This is a genomic window from Aeromonas sp. QDB34, from assembly GCF_027705405.1.
Lineage (GTDB): Bacteria > Pseudomonadota > Gammaproteobacteria > Enterobacterales > Aeromonadaceae > Aeromonas > Aeromonas hydrophila.
Genome location: NZ_JAPDBT010000001.1, coordinates 224,740 through 240,802, shown reverse-complemented (window position 1 = coordinate 240,802; position 16,063 = coordinate 224,740). Strand labels below are relative to the sequence as shown.

At 61.9% G+C, this 16,063-nt stretch carries 14 protein-coding genes; 8 read left to right on the top strand and 6 right to left on the bottom strand.

All coding sequences use genetic code 11. From position 1 onward, the window contains the following. Window positions 1-61: 61 nt before the first annotated feature. Genes OKC29_RS01175 through sdhC form a run of 4 tightly spaced genes read right to left on the bottom strand, consistent with a single transcriptional unit; the run spans window position 62 to window position 3,290 of the window. Window positions 62-778 carry a succinate dehydrogenase iron-sulfur subunit gene (locus OKC29_RS01175; RefSeq protein ID WP_011705798.1) on the bottom strand — a complete coding sequence of 239 codons (717 nt, stop codon included), beginning with the start codon at window positions 776-778 and terminating at the stop codon, window positions 62-64. Between the two features lie 16 nt (window positions 779-794). Next, window positions 795-2,561, bottom strand: coding sequence for a succinate dehydrogenase flavoprotein subunit (gene sdhA, locus OKC29_RS01170; protein WP_011705797.1), 1,767 nt, complete (start codon window positions 2,559-2,561; stop codon window positions 795-797). Window position 2,562: 1 nt separating this feature from the next. Further along, window positions 2,563-2,907 carry a succinate dehydrogenase, hydrophobic membrane anchor protein gene (gene sdhD / locus OKC29_RS01165; RefSeq protein ID WP_011705796.1) on the bottom strand — a complete coding sequence of 115 codons (345 nt, stop codon included), beginning with the start codon at window positions 2,905-2,907 and terminating at the stop codon, window positions 2,563-2,565. Beyond that, window positions 2,901-3,290 (bottom strand): succinate dehydrogenase cytochrome b556 subunit, encoded by a 390-nt coding sequence (sdhC, locus tag OKC29_RS01160; protein WP_011705795.1) that lies wholly within the window; start codon window positions 3,288-3,290, stop codon window positions 2,901-2,903. Before sdhC ends, sdhD begins: the two co-directional genes overlap by 7 nt. A gap of 424 nt (window positions 3,291-3,714) precedes the next feature. Between sdhC and OKC29_RS01155 the strand changes: the two genes are divergently transcribed. From OKC29_RS01155 to OKC29_RS01145, 3 genes are all read left to right on the top strand, one after another. Beyond that, window positions 3,715-5,001 carry a citrate synthase gene (locus OKC29_RS01155; protein ID WP_005300205.1) on the top strand — a complete coding sequence of 429 codons (1,287 nt, stop codon included), beginning with the start codon at window positions 3,715-3,717 and terminating at the stop codon, window positions 4,999-5,001. Between the two features lie 94 nt (window positions 5,002-5,095). Continuing rightward, window positions 5,096-5,422, top strand: a complete 327-nt coding sequence (locus tag OKC29_RS01150; RefSeq protein ID WP_073350002.1) for a DUF4377 domain-containing protein — start codon at window positions 5,096-5,098, stop codon at window positions 5,420-5,422. Between the two features lie 112 nt (window positions 5,423-5,534). Then, a complete protein-coding gene (locus tag OKC29_RS01145; RefSeq protein WP_073350000.1) occupies window positions 5,535-6,029 on the top strand; it encodes a GNAT family N-acetyltransferase in 495 nt (164 codons plus the stop codon). 59 nt (window positions 6,030-6,088) lie between these two features. Here OKC29_RS01145 and fabB read toward each other — a convergent pair whose 3' ends face one another. After that, complete coding sequence (gene fabB, locus OKC29_RS01140; RefSeq protein WP_049048645.1) at window positions 6,089-7,300, bottom strand: beta-ketoacyl-ACP synthase I; 1,212 nt, start codon at window positions 7,298-7,300, stop codon at window positions 6,089-6,091. A 90-nt stretch (window positions 7,301-7,390) separates the two neighbouring features. On the opposite strand from fabB, the gene mnmC reads away from it, so the two are divergent. Continuing rightward, window positions 7,391-9,409: a bifunctional tRNA (5-methylaminomethyl-2-thiouridine)(34)-methyltransferase MnmD/FAD-dependent 5-carboxymethylaminomethyl-2-thiouridine(34) oxidoreductase MnmC gene (gene mnmC / locus OKC29_RS01135; protein ID WP_174892442.1), complete on the top strand. Its 2,019-nt coding sequence runs from the start codon at window positions 7,391-7,393 to the stop codon at window positions 9,407-9,409. Between the two features lie 82 nt (window positions 9,410-9,491). Here mnmC and OKC29_RS01130 read toward each other — a convergent pair whose 3' ends face one another. Further along, entirely contained in the window at window positions 9,492-10,091 is a 600-nt protein-coding gene (locus tag OKC29_RS01130) for a DUF922 domain-containing Zn-dependent protease (protein WP_162275670.1), read from the bottom strand. Window positions 10,092-10,426: 335 nt separating this feature from the next. Here OKC29_RS01130 and dcuC point away from each other — a divergent pair, with 335 nt between their 5' ends. From dcuC to OKC29_RS01110, 4 genes are all read left to right on the top strand, one after another. Next, a complete protein-coding gene (gene dcuC / locus OKC29_RS01125; RefSeq protein WP_016350497.1) occupies window positions 10,427-11,779 on the top strand; it encodes an anaerobic C4-dicarboxylate transporter DcuC in 1,353 nt (450 codons plus the stop codon). A 130-nt stretch (window positions 11,780-11,909) separates the two neighbouring features. Beyond that, entirely contained in the window at window positions 11,910-13,568 is a 1,659-nt protein-coding gene (locus tag OKC29_RS01120; RefSeq protein WP_073349996.1) for a bifunctional metallophosphatase/5'-nucleotidase, read from the top strand. Window positions 13,569-13,763: 195 nt separating this feature from the next. Beyond that, on the top strand, window positions 13,764-15,407 hold the full coding sequence (locus OKC29_RS01115) for a hypothetical protein (RefSeq protein WP_029303209.1): 1,644 nt from the start codon (window positions 13,764-13,766) through the stop codon (window positions 15,405-15,407). A 141-nt stretch (window positions 15,408-15,548) separates the two neighbouring features. After that, the gene (locus tag OKC29_RS01110) at window positions 15,549-16,052 is read left to right on the top strand and encodes a M48 family metallopeptidase (protein ID WP_044799844.1); all 504 of its coding nucleotides are present in this window, start codon (window positions 15,549-15,551) and stop codon (window positions 16,050-16,052) included. The last annotated feature ends 11 nt before the right edge of the window (window positions 16,053-16,063 follow it).

Here is a 16,063-nt window from a genome sequence, read left to right as displayed (position 1 = left end):
GCCATGGTGGTGGATAGCTATCCAGAAGTCGGGCCTGGCGCGTGACGCCCTGGCCCTGATACTAAACAGCCCGATTGAGCAGCATCGACTTGATCTGACCGATGGCCTTGGTCGGGTTCAAGCCCTTGGGACAGACGTTCACGCAGTTCATGATGCCGTGGCAACGGAACACGCTGAAGGCGTCATCCAGATTACCCAGTCGATCGGTAGCCGCGGTATCGCGGCTGTCCGCCAGCCAGCGATAGGCGGCGAGCAGACCGGCCGGGCCGATGAACTTGTCCGGGTTCCACCAGAAGGAGGGGCAAGAGGTGGAGCAGCAGGCACAGAGAATACACTCGTACAGGCCATCCAGCTTGGCGCGCTCTTCGGGGGATTGCAGGTGCTCACGCACCGGCGGCAATTTTTCATCGTTGATGAGGAAAGGTTTGACCTTCTCCCACTGGGTGTAGAACTGGGTCATGTCGATCACCAGATCACGGATCACCGGCAGGCCTGGCAAGGGGCGGATAACGACGTTATTGCCCTTCTTCAGCAGATCGGAGAGCGGGGTGATGCAGGCAAGACCGTTCTTGCCATTCATGTTGAGACCGTCAGATCCACAGACCCCTTCGCGGCAAGAGCGGCGGAAGGCGAGCGTGGGATCCAGCTCTTTGAGCTGGATCAGTGCGTCGAGCACCATCATGTCGGAACCTTCAGGAATATCAAGACGATATTCCTTCATATGGGGGACGTTATCAACATCCGGATTGTATCTGTAGACAGAGAATGTGACGTTCATAGGGCTAGCTCCGCAATCAGTAAGTCCGGACCTTGGGCGGGAACGCCTCACGGGTCTTGGGTGACATGTTGACAGCGCGACGGGTCATGGACTCGGTGTCCGGATGATAGAGGCTGTGGCACAGCCAGCTCTCATCGTCACGCTCCGGGAAATCGAAGCGGCTGTGGGCGCCCCGGCTCTCGGTACGGAAGTTGGCAGCCACCGCGGTGGCATAAGCCGTCTCCATCAGGTTGTCCAGCTCCAGGCACTCGATGCGCTGGGTGTTGAACTCCTTGGAGGTGTCGTCCAGACGGGCGTTCTTGAGGCGCTCGCGGATGAGTTTCAGCTCGGCCAGCCCTTCGGCCATGGCATCGCCTTCCCGGAATACGGAGAAGTTGTTCTGCATGCAGCGCTGCAGGTCCTTGCGGATCTGCACCGGATCTTCACCGTCACGGCAATTTTCCCAGCGGTTGAAGCGGGACAGCGCGGCGTCGATATCGGCGTCGGAGGCGGCGCGGCCGTGCTCCATCTCGCTCAGGGTGTTGACCAGGTGCATGCCGGCGGCGCGGCCAAATACCACCAGGTCCAGCAGCGAGTTGCCGCCCAGACGGTTGGCACCGTGCACCGAGACGCAGGCGATTTCGCCCACCGCAAACAGACCGACCACCGGCACGTCGTTGCCGTCCTTGTCCTGGGTCAGGCACTGACCGTTCACGTTGGTCGGCACGCCGCCCATCATGTAGTGGCAGGTCGGGATAATCGGAATCGGCTCTTTGACCGGATCCACGTGGGCGAAGGTGCGAGAGAGCTCGCAGATGCCCGGCAGACGGGATTCCAGCACCTCTTTGCCGAGGTGATCCAGCTTGAGCTTGATGTGCGGGCCCCAGGGACCGTCACAGCCGCGACCTTCGCGGATCTCGATCATGATGGAACGGGCCACCACGTCGCGACCAGCCAGATCCTTGGCGTTCGGCGCATAACGCTCCATGAAGCGCTCGCCGTCTTTATTGAGCAGGTAGCCGCCTTCACCGCGGCACCCTTCGGTCACCAGCACCCCTGCCCCGGCGATGCCGGTCGGGTGGAACTGCCAGAACTCCATGTCCTGCACGCCGACCCCGGCGCGCAGCGCCATGCCGACGCCGTCACCGGTGTTGATATGGGCGTTGGTGGTGGACTGGTAGATGCGACCGGCGCCGCCGGTGGCCAGTACGGTGGCCTTGGCCTTGAAGTAGACGACTTCACCGCTCTCCATGTCGATGGCGGTACAGCCAACGATGTGGCCGTCCTGGTTCTTCACCAGATCCAGCGCATACCACTCGGAGAAGACGGTGGTCTTGTTCTTGACGTTCTGCTGATAGAGGGTGTGCAGCAGGGCGTGACCGGTACGGTCGGCTGCCGCCGCGGTACGGGCCGCCTGCTCGCCACCGAAATTCTTGGACTGGCCACCAAACGGGCGCTGATAGACGGTACCGTTGTCGAAGCGGGAGAAGGGCAGGCCCATGTTCTCCAGTTCATAGACGGCCTCGGGGCCGGTCTTGCACATATATTCAATGGCTTCCTGATCACCGATGTAATCGGAGCCCTTGACGGTGTCGTACATGTGCCACTGCCAGTTGTCGTCGTGGGCATTGCCCAGCGCAACCGTGATCCCGCCCTGGGCAGAAACCGTGTGAGAACGGGTCGGGAATACCTTGGATAACAGAGCGCAGCTCTTGCCGGATTGGGCAATCTGCAGCGCGGCGCGCATGCCGGCGCCACCGGCACCGATCACCACCGCATCAAATTCACGAGTTGGAATAGTCACCTTACACCCCCCACAGTACAACGAAGCCGGTCATCAGGTAGACGAACAGCACCACTACCAGGGCAAATTGCAGCGCACCGCGCAACCCCACCGGCTTGATATAGTCGGTCAGCACCTGCCACAGACCGATCCAGGCGTGGATCAGTACGCACAGCAGCGCCAACAGGGTGAACACCTTGGTGAAGGTTTTGGCGAAGAAGCCGGTCCACACCTCGTAGCTGATGTCGTTGAACGCGACAAAGCCAACCAGATAGAGGACATAACAGGTCATGATGAGGGCGGTGGCGCGGATCAGGATGTAATCGTGAACGCCGCTGCGCCCGAAGGTTGCAGAATTGGTTACCATACCAGTACCCCCGCCAATACCGCCAAAACCGCGGTGATCACGAAGGCCACACGGGCACTCTGATTACCGGATTCCAGCTCTTCCCAATAGCCCATGTCCATGACCAGGTGACGCAGTCCGCCCACAATGTGGTAAGCCAGCGCAGTCAGGATCCCCCACAGCACGAATTTGACCAGAAAGTTGTCCATGATGGACACCACGGTCTCAAATCCTTCGGGAGAGGCGAGTGAAGTACCAAGCATCCACAGCAAGATTGAGAGCGCCACAAAGGTGATGACCCCTGAGACACGATGCAAGATGGAAGCGATGGCGGTGACAGGAAAGCTGATCGTCTGTAGGTCGAGGTTTACAGGTCTCTGTTTATTTTTCACGGCTTTGCCCACTCAGCTCCATTGAGCACGTTAGTTATTGTTTTTACACGCTTATGAGGGCATGGAGTGGCATTTGTTAGGTTTTTGTTACCAAAACAACTCAGGAAAGCCAAAAATAACATTTTCAATATCACATCTAGCTTTGCGAAAGCGTTTCAAACACCGACAGCCATCACCCACGAGGCGCAGTATATCGGCGGGCTTAACCAATGACAATCAATTAGCTACAAAGAAAACCCAAAACCGTAAACCAGATCTCACAACTCATTTAACAAATCATTAATGATCATCCAGCAAAATTGACAACAGCCCTGAACTCTGTTTCAAATAAGGCGCTCCAGCCGCCCTGGTACGGGTCAGAACCTTTGCCAGCGTCATCAAACTCGTAATAAAGTAGAGCTGGAATCAAATTATAAAAGAGCAAAGGAGACGTGCTATGGCTGATAAGATAGCCACCCTACATCTACCCGGTAAAGACCCGGTAGAACTCCCGATCCTGTCAGGAACTGTCGGACCCGACGTGATCGATGTCAGAAAACTGGGCGCGCAAGGGTACTTCACCTTCGACCCCGGTTTTATGGCAACCGGTTCTTGCAAATCATCCATTACATACATAGATGGCGATCAGGGTGTCTTGCTGCACCGTGGTTACCCCATCGCCCAGTTGGCCACCCAGGCCAGCTATCTGGAAGTCTGCTACATCCTGCTGTACGGCGAGGCGCCCACCAAGGCGCAGTACACGGAATTCGAACGTCTGGTCACCCGCCACACCATGGTGCACGAGCAGATTGCCTTCTTCTTCCGCGGCTTCCGTCGCGACGCTCACCCCATGGCCGTCATGTGCGGCGTGGTCAGTGCGCTCTCCGCCTTCTATCACGATGCCCTCGACATCAACAACGAAGAGCACCGCGAGATCTGCGCCTTCCGTCTGCTCTCCAAGATGCCGACCCTGGCAGCCATGTGCTACAAGTACTCCATCGGTCAGCCGTTTATGCAGCCGCGTAACGCCCTCTCCTATGCCGGCAATTTCCTGCACATGATGTTTGGCGTGCCGACCGAAGAGTACAAGGTCAACCCCATCGTCGAGCGCGCCATGGACCGCATCTTCACCCTGCATGCGGACCACGAGCAGAACGCCTCCACCTCCACCGTGCGTCTGGCCGGCTCCTCCGGCGCCAACCCGTTTGCCTGTATCGCCGCGGGGATCGCCTCCCTGTGGGGACCGGCCCACGGTGGTGCCAACGAAGCCTGCCTCAAGATGCTCGAGGAGATCGGCTCGGTTGACCGCATCCCTGAGTACATCGCCAAGGCCAAGGACAAGAACGATCCGTTCCGTCTGATGGGCTTCGGCCACCGGGTCTACAAGAACCACGACCCCCGTGCCACCGTGATGCGCGAAACCTGTCACGAGGTACTGACCGAGCTGCAGATAAAGGATCCGCTGCTGGACGTGGCCATGGAGCTGGAGCGTATCGCGCTCTCCGACCCCTACTTCATCGAGAAGAAGCTCTACCCGAACGTGGACTTCTACTCCGGCATCATCATGAAGGCCATCGGCATCCCCATGTCCATGTTCACCGTGATCTTCGCCATCTCCCGTACCATCGGCTGGATTGCCCACTGGAACGAAATGCACTCGGATCCGGATCAGAAGATCGGCCGTCCGCGTCAGCTCTATACCGGTCAGCCGCAGCGCGAGTTCACCCCGCTCGACCAGCGTTGAGTCACGGGTTTCAGATTTTTTGTTACAAAGGCGGTCATTGACCGCCTTTTTATTTGCCGCTCTAATGCCCCCCTTTCCATCGAAGGAGTTCATCATGAGACCACTGTTCCTCAGCGCCGCTGCCGCCCTGCTGCTCAGCGCCTGTCAAAGCGCCCCCACGCCAACCGCAGGCGAGACCCTCTACGTCAACAGCCAGCTGGTACACTGCGTCGGCGTCGGCCCCATGCAGTGCATGCAGGTGCGCAGCGACGAGCAGCAGCCCTGGACCCTGTTCTATCAGCAGATTGAAGGCTTTCAGTTTGAATCCGGCTACCGCTATCAGCTGACCGTCAGCAAGGAACAGCTCACCGATGTGCCGGCTGATGCCCCTTCCCTGCGCTACCAGCTCATCAAGGTCGTCAGCAAACAGGTGGCGCGCTGATCAAGATAGGCATCATTTGGAGATGCCTGTTCAGTTCATGACCCGGTTCTGGTACGCTGGTTGACGAATCCATTGTTTAATCAGCGTTTTCGGGCAGCCATGCCCTACCACTATGATCAAGATCCGCACGACCCGGGCCAACGACTGGCCCGCCATCATGGCCATTCAGGACGAGTGTTATCACCAGCTGGATCCTGAGCCCATCGAAGTCATGAGCAACAAGGCCGAACTGGCCCCCGCCTGCTGCTGGGTGGCCGAACATCAGGGCCAGGTGCTGGGCTACCTGCTCTGCCACCCCTGGCGTGCCCACCAGCCCCCGCCCCTCTCCGTCCCCTTTCAGCGCCTGGCCGGCAACGACGAGTTCTATCTGCACGATCTCGCCGTCTCACGGCAGGCCCGCGGCAAGGGCATAGGGCAGCGGCTGCTCGCCACCGCCCTCGCGTTTGCTGCAGACGAAGGGTTCGAGCATGCCGGTCTGGTGGCGGTGCAGGATGCGCCTGCCTTCTGGCGCAAGCAGGGCTTCCAGCCGGCCAGCACCCGCAAGTCCCTCACCGAATATGGCGAGGGCGCGACCTACATGCGACTGCCGCTGCCGCAACGGGGCTGACGACCCCCCAATGAAAAAGGCGCCTTGCGGCGCCTTTTTTTCGACTCATGGTAGGCTCATCAAGCCTTGAACTTGCTGAACACCAGGGAGGCGTTGGTCCCGCCAAAGCCGAAGCTGTTGGACATGACGGTATTGAGCTCGGCCTCTTCGTACGCGCGCACGATGGGCAGGCCTTCGGCCTTCTCGTCCAGAGTCTCGATGTTGATGCTGGGGGCGATGAAGCCGTGTTCCATCATCAACAGGGAGTAGACGGCCTCGTGCACGCCGGCAGCACCCAGGGCATGACCGGTCATGGCCTTGGTGGCGGAGAGCTTGGGCGCATTGCTGCCAAACAGCGTCTGGATGGCTTCCAGCTCCTTGGTGTCACCGACCGGAGTGGAGGTACCGTGGGTGTTGATGTAATCCACCTTGCCGACACCCTGCATCGCCATCTTCATGCAACGCACCGCGCCTTCACCGCTCGGCGCGACCATGTCGTAGCCATCGGAGGTGGCACCGTAACCGGTGATCTCGGCATAGATGTGGGCACCACGGGCCAGGGCATGTTCCAGCTCCTCGACCACCAGGATGCCGCCGCCACCGGAGATGACGAAACCGTCGCGATCCGCATCATAGGTACGGGAGGCTTTTTCCGGGGTGTCGTTGTACTTGGTGGACAGGGCGCCCATGGCATCGAACTGGATGGTGGAAGACCAGTCCAGCTCCTCGCCGCCGCCGGCGAAGACGATGTCCTGCTTGCCGAGCTGGATCAGTTCCAGAGCGTGACCGATGCAGTGGGCAGAGGTGGCGCAGGCGGAGCTGATGGTGTAGTTGACACCCTTGATCTTGAACGGGGTGGCCAGGCAGGCGGAAGTGGTGGAGGACATGGTGCGCGGCACCATGTAGGGGCCCACACGCTTGACGCCCTTCTCGCGGGCGATATCCGCAGACTCGGAGGTGTTCTTGCCGGAGGCGCCACCGGAGCCGGTCACGATACCGGAACGCTCGTTGGACACCATCTCTTCCGGCAAACCGGCGTCTTCGATGGCCTGTTGCATGGAGAGATAGGCATAAGCCGCTGCATCGCCCATGAAACGCATGACTTTACGGTCGATCAGTTCAGACGGGTCGAGTTTGATGTTACCCCAGACACGGCTGCGCAGGTTGTACTGTTCGAACTGCTCGGAATAGGTGATGCCAGATTTGCCTGCTTTCAGGGAGGCCAGCACTTCTTCCTTGTTGTTGCCGATACTGGAGATGACGCCGATACCGGTGATCACTGCTCTTCTCATTAATTCATCTCGTCTGGAAAAACTGGCGCCAAGTCTACCCGCTTTCGGCTGCCAAACTGGTCTGCTTTCACGTAGAATGCCCGCGATTTTGTGACGCGAGCAGAGGAAAACGTGAGTCAAACATCCTTACATCATGCCCGATTGGACTGGAATGAAGCGGGAACTCCAGTCTCCAGTGAGTTCGGGGATGTGTACTTTTCCAATGATAACGGTCTAAGTGAAACCCGCTACGTCTTTTTGCAGCAAAATCGGCTGCCAGCGCGATTTTCGCATCACGATAGTGACATTTTCGTGATAGGTGAGACAGGTTTCGGCACAGGTCTTAACTTTCTGGCGACAATGGCCGCCTTTCTGGAACAGGCGCCCCAATCCGGCAACGGTGCCCGCCTCCACTTCATCAGCTTCGAAAAATACCCGCTGACCCGGGAGGATCTGCGCAAGGCGCTGGCCGCCTGGCCAGAGCTTGCCACCTTCAGCCAGCCCCTCATCGCGCAGTGGCCGCTGCCCGTCGCAGGCTGTCATCGGCTGCTCTTTGCCGGCGGCCGGATCCGGCTCGATCTCTGGTTTGGCGACATCAAGGAGATGCTGCCCCAGGTGCCCCACCCGGTAGACGGGCTGGTGGACGCCTGGTATCTGGATGGCTTCTCCCCCGCCAAGAACCCGGAGATGTGGACGCAAGAATTGTTCGACGGCCTGGCCCGCCTCGCGCGTCCCCACGCCACCATCGCCACCTTTACCTGTGCCGGCTTCGTGCGCCGCGGCCTGATTGCCGCCGGTTTTGCCATGCAGAAGGTGAAAGGACACGGCAGCAAGCGGGAGATGCTGGCCGGGGAGCGCGCAGAGAAACAGCCACAGCAGACCATCGCCCCCTGGTATGCCAGACCCGTCGGCCGCGCAGGCGAGGTGCTCCTCATCGGTGGTGGCATCGCCTCGGCCATGACCGCGCTCTCCTTGGTGGAGCGAGGCCGCAAGGTGACGCTCTTGTGTCAGGATGACGAGCCGGCGACCGGCGCCTCCGGCAACCGGCAGGGAGCCCTCTACCCGCTGCTCAACGGCGAGCACGATGCCCTGTCGCGCTTCTATTCGCTGGCCTTCGGCTTTGCCAGAAGCCGACTGCTGTCCCTGGCCGAGCGCCACCCCGTCGCCTTCTCGCTGTGCGGCGTCACCCAGCTTGGCTATGACGACAAGTCCGCCGCCAAGCTGGCCAAGATGGCGCAAGGCCCCTTCCCGCCCGAGCTGATGCAGGTACTTTCCGAGCCGGAGGTTGAGCAAGTGGTCGGCCTGCCCTGCGGTCACGGTGGCGTCAGCTACCCGCAGGGGGGCTGGCTCTGCCCGGCGGATCTCACCCGCGCCGCCATCAAGGAGGCACAGGCCAGCGGGCTGCTTGAGGTGGCGTTCAATACCGAGGTGGTCGCCATGACCGAACAGGCCGATGGCTGGCTGATCGAGAGCCGTGACGGGCGCCACTGGCAAGCCCCCAATCTGGTGGTGGCCGCCGGCCATCAGTTGCCTGCACTCATCCCCTGTGCCGAGCTGCCGCTCTACCCGGTGCGCGGCCAGGTGAGCCATGTGCCGACCTCGGTGAGCTTGAGCAAGCTCAACACCGTGCTCTGTTACGATGGCTACCTCACCCCGGCTCACCACGATCACCACTGCATCGGTGCCAGCTATGGCCGCAACCAGACCGACCTCGCGTTTCGCACCGACGAGCAGGCCCAGAACCAGGCGCGACTGCAAGCCTGCCTGCCGCAGCAAGCCTGGCCCGCCGAGGTGGATGTGAGTGGCAATCAGGCCCGGGTCGGCGTGCGCAGTGCCAGCCGGGATCACCTGCCGGTGGCGGGGCCGGTCGCCAGCTTGGCCAACCTGGCAGATCACTACGCCGGACTGCAGGGCGATCAGCAGAACGCGGCGCCGTTGCCGCTGCATCCCGGCCTCTATGTGCTGGGGGCGCTCGGCTCACGGGGGCTCTGCTCGGCGCCCCTTTGCGGCGAGCTGCTGGCCAGCGAGATCTGCGGCGATCCGCTGCCGCTGGCAGCCGATCTGCTGGAGGCGCTCCACCCGGCCCGCTACTGGGTACGCAAGCTGCTCAAGGGCAAGTCGCTCCAGTGAGCGATAAGGTCCTCGGCAAGGCGCAACAACAAAAAGGGCTCCCCGGCGGGAGCCCTTTTTGTTCGCTCAAATCCTGTCGGGCTCAGATGCCCTTTGGCCAGTTAAGGCCCAACTTGCGACCGTGATCGGTCTGCTGCTGCAACTGGCTGAAACGCTGGCGCGAGCTGGCCAGCACCCCCTGCCCCCGCTGCCAGGCCTGATATTCCAGGGCGGCGCAGTCGCGCTCCACCGGCAGCTGCGCCAGCTGGATGCCGAGCTGGCTGACGCTCTCCAGCAGTATGTCTTTGTGGCGGCTCTCGTAATCGAACATGGCGGCCACCAGCTTGTCCCACTTCTGGCGCTCGGCGGCGGAGGCCCTGGCCTTGTCCATCCAGTTCGGTACCATCACCTTGATCCGGGTGGTGACCCTGACCTGCTCCAGCTCGCAGCGCTGCGCCTCGGGACGGGTCTGCAACTGCCAGGAGAGTTGGTAACTGGCCATGCCGATGTGGCCGTTGGCCCGGGCTGTTCCCGCGCTGGTCATCTGGCGCGCCAGGCTCGCCACGTCCGGCCCGGAAACCCGATAAAACTGAAAGTCTACCTTGATGTCAGGCACCGCCTTGATACCGGTGTAATGGGAACTCTCGGCCCCGGCCGTGGCGGCAAACAACATCAATGCCACCATGAAAACTTTGCTGACCATTCCCATCTCTGCTGCCTTGACCTCGTTGCTGGCGGGGTTGTTATTTTAATTAATAATCAACGCATTAATACTCGAAGCAGGAGATTAACCGCGATCCCCGCGACTGTCACCTACTCCCGTCACAAAGCCTAAGTGTCAGGTTGACAAGTCGCAACCCCGCACCGCCATTGATTTGCAAGCAAGATCACAAGTGATGCGCAACATCATGGTGAGATACCCCTTATTGGATAATAATCGCCGAGTTTTATGTCGATACATTTCGGGATTGGCCAGATTAACCTCCAAGTTGACGCCAGGAATGCATCCACCTTCATTCGTACTCAGGAACTCACTCTATGATGGAACTCCTTATCGGCACCCTGGTCACCCTGGCTGTGGGTCGCTACATCTTCAAGGGCTATTCGGCCACCGGGGTGTTGCTCAGCGGCGGCTTGCTGCTGCTGGCGATCACCGCCCTGATGGGCAAGGCGGTGCTGCCCACCAGCGTCACCTCCACCGGCCACGTGGCCACCGACATCTTCGAATACGTGCGCTTCCTGCTGGTGGATCGGGGCGGTGGTCTCGGCATGCTGATCATGGTGCTGTGCGGCTTCGCCGGCTACATGAGCCACATCGGCGCCAACACCATTTTGGTGAAGCTGGCCAGCAAGCCGCTTGGCATCATCAAGTCCCCCTACATCCTGCTGGTTGCCGCCTATCTGGTGGCCTGCGCCATGTCGCTGGCGGTGAGCTCCGCCACCGGCCTCGGCGTGCTCTTGATGGCCACCCTGTTCCCGCTGATGGTCAACATGGGGATCTCCCGTGGCGCCGCGGCGGCGGTGTGCGCCTCACCAGCCGCCATCATCCTGGCCCCCACTTCCGGGGACGTGGTGATGGCCGCCCAGGCCGCCAACATGGAGCTGCTCGATTTTGCCTTCAAGCTGACCCTGCCCATCTCGCTGGTGGCCATCGCCGCCATGGCGGTGACTCACTTCTTCTGGCAGCGTTATCTGGATCAGAAGGCCGGCGAGCACAACGAGGCGGTCGCCCCGAGCGATCTCATCACCGATGCCCCCGGCTTCTACGCCATCCTGCCCTTCACTCCCATCATCGGGGTGCTGCTGTTTGACGGCAAACTCGGGCCCAAGCTCGACATCGTCACCATCATTGTCATCTGCCTGGTGCTGGCCGCCCTGCTGGAGCTGGCCCGCAAGCGCAACGGCAAAGAGCTGCTGGACGGACTGCAGGTATGCTGGCGCAGCATGGCCGATGCCTTCGCCGGCGTGGTGATGCTGCTGGTGGGTGCCGGGGTGTTTGCCCAGGGCCTGATGGGGCTCGGCTTCATCGCCAACCTCCTGGATCTGGCCCAGAGCTTTGGTACCGGCGGCATCGTCATCATGCTGGTGCTGGTGGTCATCACCACCCTGGCCGCCTTTACCACGGGGTCCGGCAACGCTCCCTTCTACGCCTTCGTGGAGCTTATTCCCCATCTGGCCACCAGTCTGGGCGTCAACCCCGCCTACCTGGTGATCCCCATGCTGCAGGCCTCCAACCTGGGCCGCACCATCTCGCCGGTCTCCGGAGTGGTGGTCGCCTGTGCGGGGATGGGCAACCTCTCTCCGTTCGAAGTGGTCAAGCGCACCTCGGTGCCGGTCGCGGTCGGCTTGCTGGTGGTGATCCTCGCCACCCAGATCATGGTGCCCGCCTAAATTGACCGGGGCTCCCTGAGCGGATGCCCCGCCTCTATCTCGCGCTATCAGCCCGGCCTGCCGTCGGGCTGGTATCTCCCCCCGCCATTGGAGTAGACTCGGTGCTCTTTTTTCTCTAAGGAGGACCGAGATGAGTATTACGGTTCAACTTGCCCACTTCAGTGACTGCCACTCCCATTTCGATGGCGCTCCCATGCGCTTCGCCCCTGAAGGCGAGTCCGAGTGGCGCACCCAGTGTGGTGGCTACGCCCGCATCCTGACCCGGCTCAACGCCTTGCGCCGACAAGCCGACGCGGCGGGCCAGACCTGCCTGTTCCTGCACGGCGGCGACACCTTTCAGGGCTCGCTCTATTTCAATCGCTTCAAGGGGCGGGCCAACGCCGACCTGCTGAGCCTGCTGCGACCGGACGCCATGGTGATCGGCAATCATGAGTTCGATCTGGGCAACGGGCCGCTGGTGGAATTTTTGCGCCAGCTCGACTTTCCGGTGCTGGCCGCCAACCTCGACAGCAGCCAGGAGCCGGCCGATGCCCCGCTGCGGCTGCGCGGCCTGCCCCAGTTGTATGATGCCAGCCGTCCCTGGTACCAGCGCAGCATCGACGGCGTCCCCTTCGCCCTGCTCGGCATCACGCTGCCGCAGATGGCCGCCATCGCCAGCCCCGATCCCCATACCCGCTTTCACGGCATCGAGCAGACCCTGAAGGCCGCGCTGGCAGAGATCAAGGCCGCCGACATCAGCCACATCATCCTGCTGAGCCACCTGGGGCTGGAGCAGGACAAACAGCTGGCCGAGCATTTCCCCGAGCTCAGCCTCATCATCGGTGGCCACACCCACAGCCAGCTGGGGGATCTGGCGCCGCTCGGTCTGACGAGCGAGGGCAGCTATCCGCTGATGCGAAACGGCGTCGCCATCCTGCACGCCGCCCACAGCGCCCTCTGCCTCGGGGTGTGCGAACTGACGTTTGACCAGCACGGCCGGGTAGCGCGCAGCCGTGGCCAGCTGGAGTGGCTGCCCTGGCAGCCCTGGCCGTTTGCCTCGACGCCGCCGGCCGGGCTGCACTTTTGCGAGCCGGCGCCCGAGCTCGAGCAACTGCTGGCCAAGCGCTACCGGCCCGAGCTCGAGACCATGACCCAGCGCATCGTGACCCGCCTTGGTGGGCCGCTGCACCACCAGCGGCTGCCCGATGCCAGCCTGCCGGCCGGCAGCCAGGTGGCGCCCCTGGTGGCCAGCGCCATGCTGGCCGGGGCCCGCGAGCAAGTCGGCCAAGTGGACTTCGCCCTGCACAATGCCGGCGGGGTACGTTGTTCCCTCGAACCCGGACCGCTCAGCGAGGCGGACATCGCCGGCCGCCTGCTGCCCTTCGCCATCCCGCTCACCCTCTATCGGGTGCACGGTCATGAGCTGGCCGAGGCGCTGGAGGGGGCCATCGACAACGCCACCAACAACGGCGTGACCGGCAATGGCAGCGGCAGCTTCCCCTATACCGCCGGCGTGCGCTTCTGTTATCAGGCAGACAAGCCCAAGGGGCGCCGGATCACCCGGCTGGAGTGGGAGCGCGCCCCCGGCCAGTGGCAGCCGATCGAAGCCGACGCCATCTACCGGGGGGTTTCCAGCGCCTACACCGCCTCCGGCAAGGAGGGCTATACCGCACTGGCCCGCACCCTGACCCAGCACAACCAGGAGCTCGGCATCACCCTGGCGGATGCCTTCATCCGCTGGGCCCGCTATCTGCCCGAGCTCGCCGCTGCGCCGGCACTGGTGGAGTATCAGGGGCCATCCACCCGGTAAGGATCTGCCGGGCCCCTTGGCGGTGGCCCGCCAGATCGCTTTAGCCGGTTTTGTCAGAAAACGTGCCGCTTTCATGCCGTAAAGCGGCACTTTTACAAATTATTTCAAGCACATTCCCCTCGCCCATTGCATCGCGCTGTCAGGCTCGGCAAGATAGGCCCGCTTTCGAGACTTCCCAGCAGGAACAGGTCACCCATGAATCATGCCATCCGTTTTACCCCTCCTCGCGTCAATCCGGGCCTGCGGCCACTGGTGATCCTGCTCACCGGCTTGCTGGCCTTGCTGTTCTGCCTGCGCAACCCGCTGTTCCACGGCATGGCGCCAGGCTTCGACGCCTCGCTGTTTGCAGTGATGGGCAAGATGTGGAGCGAAGGGGGCGTGCTTTACCGGGACATGATCGACATCAAGGGCCCCATGATCTTCGCCCTCGACGCCCTCGGCTACGGCCTTGGCGGCTTCTTCGGGATCTGGCTGCTGGAGTGGGCACTCTGCTGGCTGGGACTGCTGGCCAGCTGGCAGGCGTTCGGCCAGCTCGGCCTCTCGCTGCGGGCCCGGCTCGGCAGCATGCTGGCGGTGCTGGCGCTCTACGGCACCCGCTACTACTACGGCAACATGACCGAGGACTGGACGTTCCATCTGGCCCTCATCGCACAGTGGGCCTTCATCACCATGCTGCTGGACAAGCGCTGCAGCTGGGGACCGGCGCTGGTGGCCGCGCTTACCTTTGCCATCGTCGCCTGGATGCGCACCAACAACGGCGCCTTCTGGGGTGCCTGGTATCTGGTGCTGTTCTGCCACTGGTGCCTGCGCGAGCAGTGGCGCTGCGCCCTCTCCCTGCTCTGCTCCAGCCTGCTGGGGCTGGCGCTCGTCGGCGGCCCGCTGCTGGCCTACTTCCAGCATCACAACCTGCTGGCCGAATTCAAATACTACGCCTTCGACATCTTCTTCGAGGGGAGCTACGGCAACGGCTTCTCGCCGGATGTGGGCAGCGTCGGCCTGCTGCGCACCGGCCTCATCATGCTGTTGCCCGCCTTCATCGTGCTGATGATGGGGCGCCGTCAGGAGTGGTATCTGCCGGCCCTGTGCGCCACCCTGTTTGGGGTCATCTTCACCCTGATCGCCAACTCGGTCTCCGGCCACGTGTTCGATCACTACGATGTGCTCTATCTGCCGCTGGCCCTGCTGCCGCTCGCCTGCCTGCTGGATCGCAGCGAACAGCAGGCCGATGGCCTCGGCCTGCTCTGCATCTCGCTGGTGGTGCTGACCGCCAGCTGGCTCTTGGCCCAGCAGCTGGGTTATGGCTGGAGTACCAAGGAGTGGTCGCTGGAACGGGTGCGCGAAGTGCTCGGCAACAGCCTGTTGTGGGCCCTGCCGGTGCTCATCCTGGTGCCCCTGTGGCGCGCCTGGGATGTGCGCAGCGCCACCCCCTGGCTCGCCTCGCTCGCCATGTTGGCCCTGCTGCTCAACAATGCCTGGGAAGGCACCCTGAAGGGCACGCCGTTCAACCCGCCGGCCCAGGTACGAGTCGATCGGATCAAGGCCGAAACCAGCCCCACCGACAAGATCTGGGTGGATGGCATCCAGCCGCAATATTACCTCTGGACCGATCGCCAGCCGGCCTCCGCCTACCTGTTCTTTGCCAACGTCAACCCACCCTACGACGTGCGTGAACGGGTGCTGGCCGACCTCAAGCGCCAGAGTCCCAAGTTCATCATCGCCAAGCCGGATCGGGTGGCCGATGAGCTCAAAAAGCCGAGCTCCCCCTCCAGTCTCGCCTTCTACCAATATCTGGTGAGCCAGTATGAAGAGGTGGATCCGGGCCTCTATCGCAGGCGTTGAGCCCCCCTTGACCGAACAGGGCCGTCATCCCGTGATGACGGCCCTTTTCATTGCGCCAACGCAGGCAAGGCCCGAAACGGTAGGCAAGCGGCGACGCGCTGACTACAATGGCGCTCTTTTGATATGACGAGTAATGCAGACATGGCGGAACTGACTTACCTCGGTGGCTACCCCGAGCCCCTCAAGGCCCAGGTGCAACAGCTGATCGCGGCGGGCAAGCTGGGGGACGTGCTGGCCAAGCGTTATCCAGAGACCCACCTCATCCAGAGTGACAAGGCGCTGCTCGCCTACACCATGGAGCTGAAGAACCGCTACCTGAAAAGCTCGGCGCCCCTTTCCAAGGTGATCTTCGATGGCAAGATCAACGTGATCAAGGATGCCCTCGGCCTGCACACCTATGTGAGCCGGGTGCAGGGCAACAAGCTCAAGGCCAAGAACGAGATCCGCATCGCCGCCCTGTTCAAGGAGGCCCACCCGGCCTTCCTGAAGATGATCGTGGTGCACGAGCTGGCCCACCTGAAGGAGAAGGATCACAACAAGGGCTTTTATCAGCTCTGTCAGCATATGGAGCCGGACTATCATCAACTGGAGTTTGATCTGCGGCTCTGGCTCACCTGGCGCGATCTCGAACGGGCCACGCGCTGATCCCGACTGTT

What these genes read in the sequence shown, in the direction of transcription:
- OKC29_RS01175 (WP_011705798.1), bottom strand. Translation starts at nt 778, where the DNA reads ATGAACGTCACATTCTCTGTCTACAGATACAATCCGGATGTTGATAAC.
- sdhD (WP_011705796.1), bottom strand. Translation starts at nt 2,907, where the DNA reads ATGGTAACCAATTCTGCAACCTTCGGGCGCAGCGGCGTTCACGATTAC.
- OKC29_RS01155 (WP_005300205.1), top strand. Translation starts at nt 3,715, where the DNA reads ATGGCTGATAAGATAGCCACCCTACATCTACCCGGTAAAGACCCGGTA.
- OKC29_RS01150 (WP_073350002.1), top strand. Translation starts at nt 5,096, where the DNA reads ATGAGACCACTGTTCCTCAGCGCCGCTGCCGCCCTGCTGCTCAGCGCC.
- OKC29_RS01145 (WP_073350000.1), top strand. Translation starts at nt 5,535, where the DNA reads ATGATCAAGATCCGCACGACCCGGGCCAACGACTGGCCCGCCATCATG.
- fabB (WP_049048645.1), bottom strand. Translation starts at nt 7,300, where the DNA reads ATGAGAAGAGCAGTGATCACCGGTATCGGCGTCATCTCCAGTATCGGC.
- OKC29_RS01130 (WP_162275670.1), bottom strand. Translation starts at nt 10,091, where the DNA reads ATGGTCAGCAAAGTTTTCATGGTGGCATTGATGTTGTTTGCCGCCACG.
- dcuC (WP_016350497.1), top strand. Translation starts at nt 10,427, where the DNA reads ATGATGGAACTCCTTATCGGCACCCTGGTCACCCTGGCTGTGGGTCGC.
- OKC29_RS01120 (WP_073349996.1), top strand. Translation starts at nt 11,910, where the DNA reads ATGAGTATTACGGTTCAACTTGCCCACTTCAGTGACTGCCACTCCCAT.
- OKC29_RS01115 (WP_029303209.1), top strand. Translation starts at nt 13,764, where the DNA reads ATGAATCATGCCATCCGTTTTACCCCTCCTCGCGTCAATCCGGGCCTG.
- OKC29_RS01110 (WP_044799844.1), top strand. Translation starts at nt 15,549, where the DNA reads ATGGCGGAACTGACTTACCTCGGTGGCTACCCCGAGCCCCTCAAGGCC.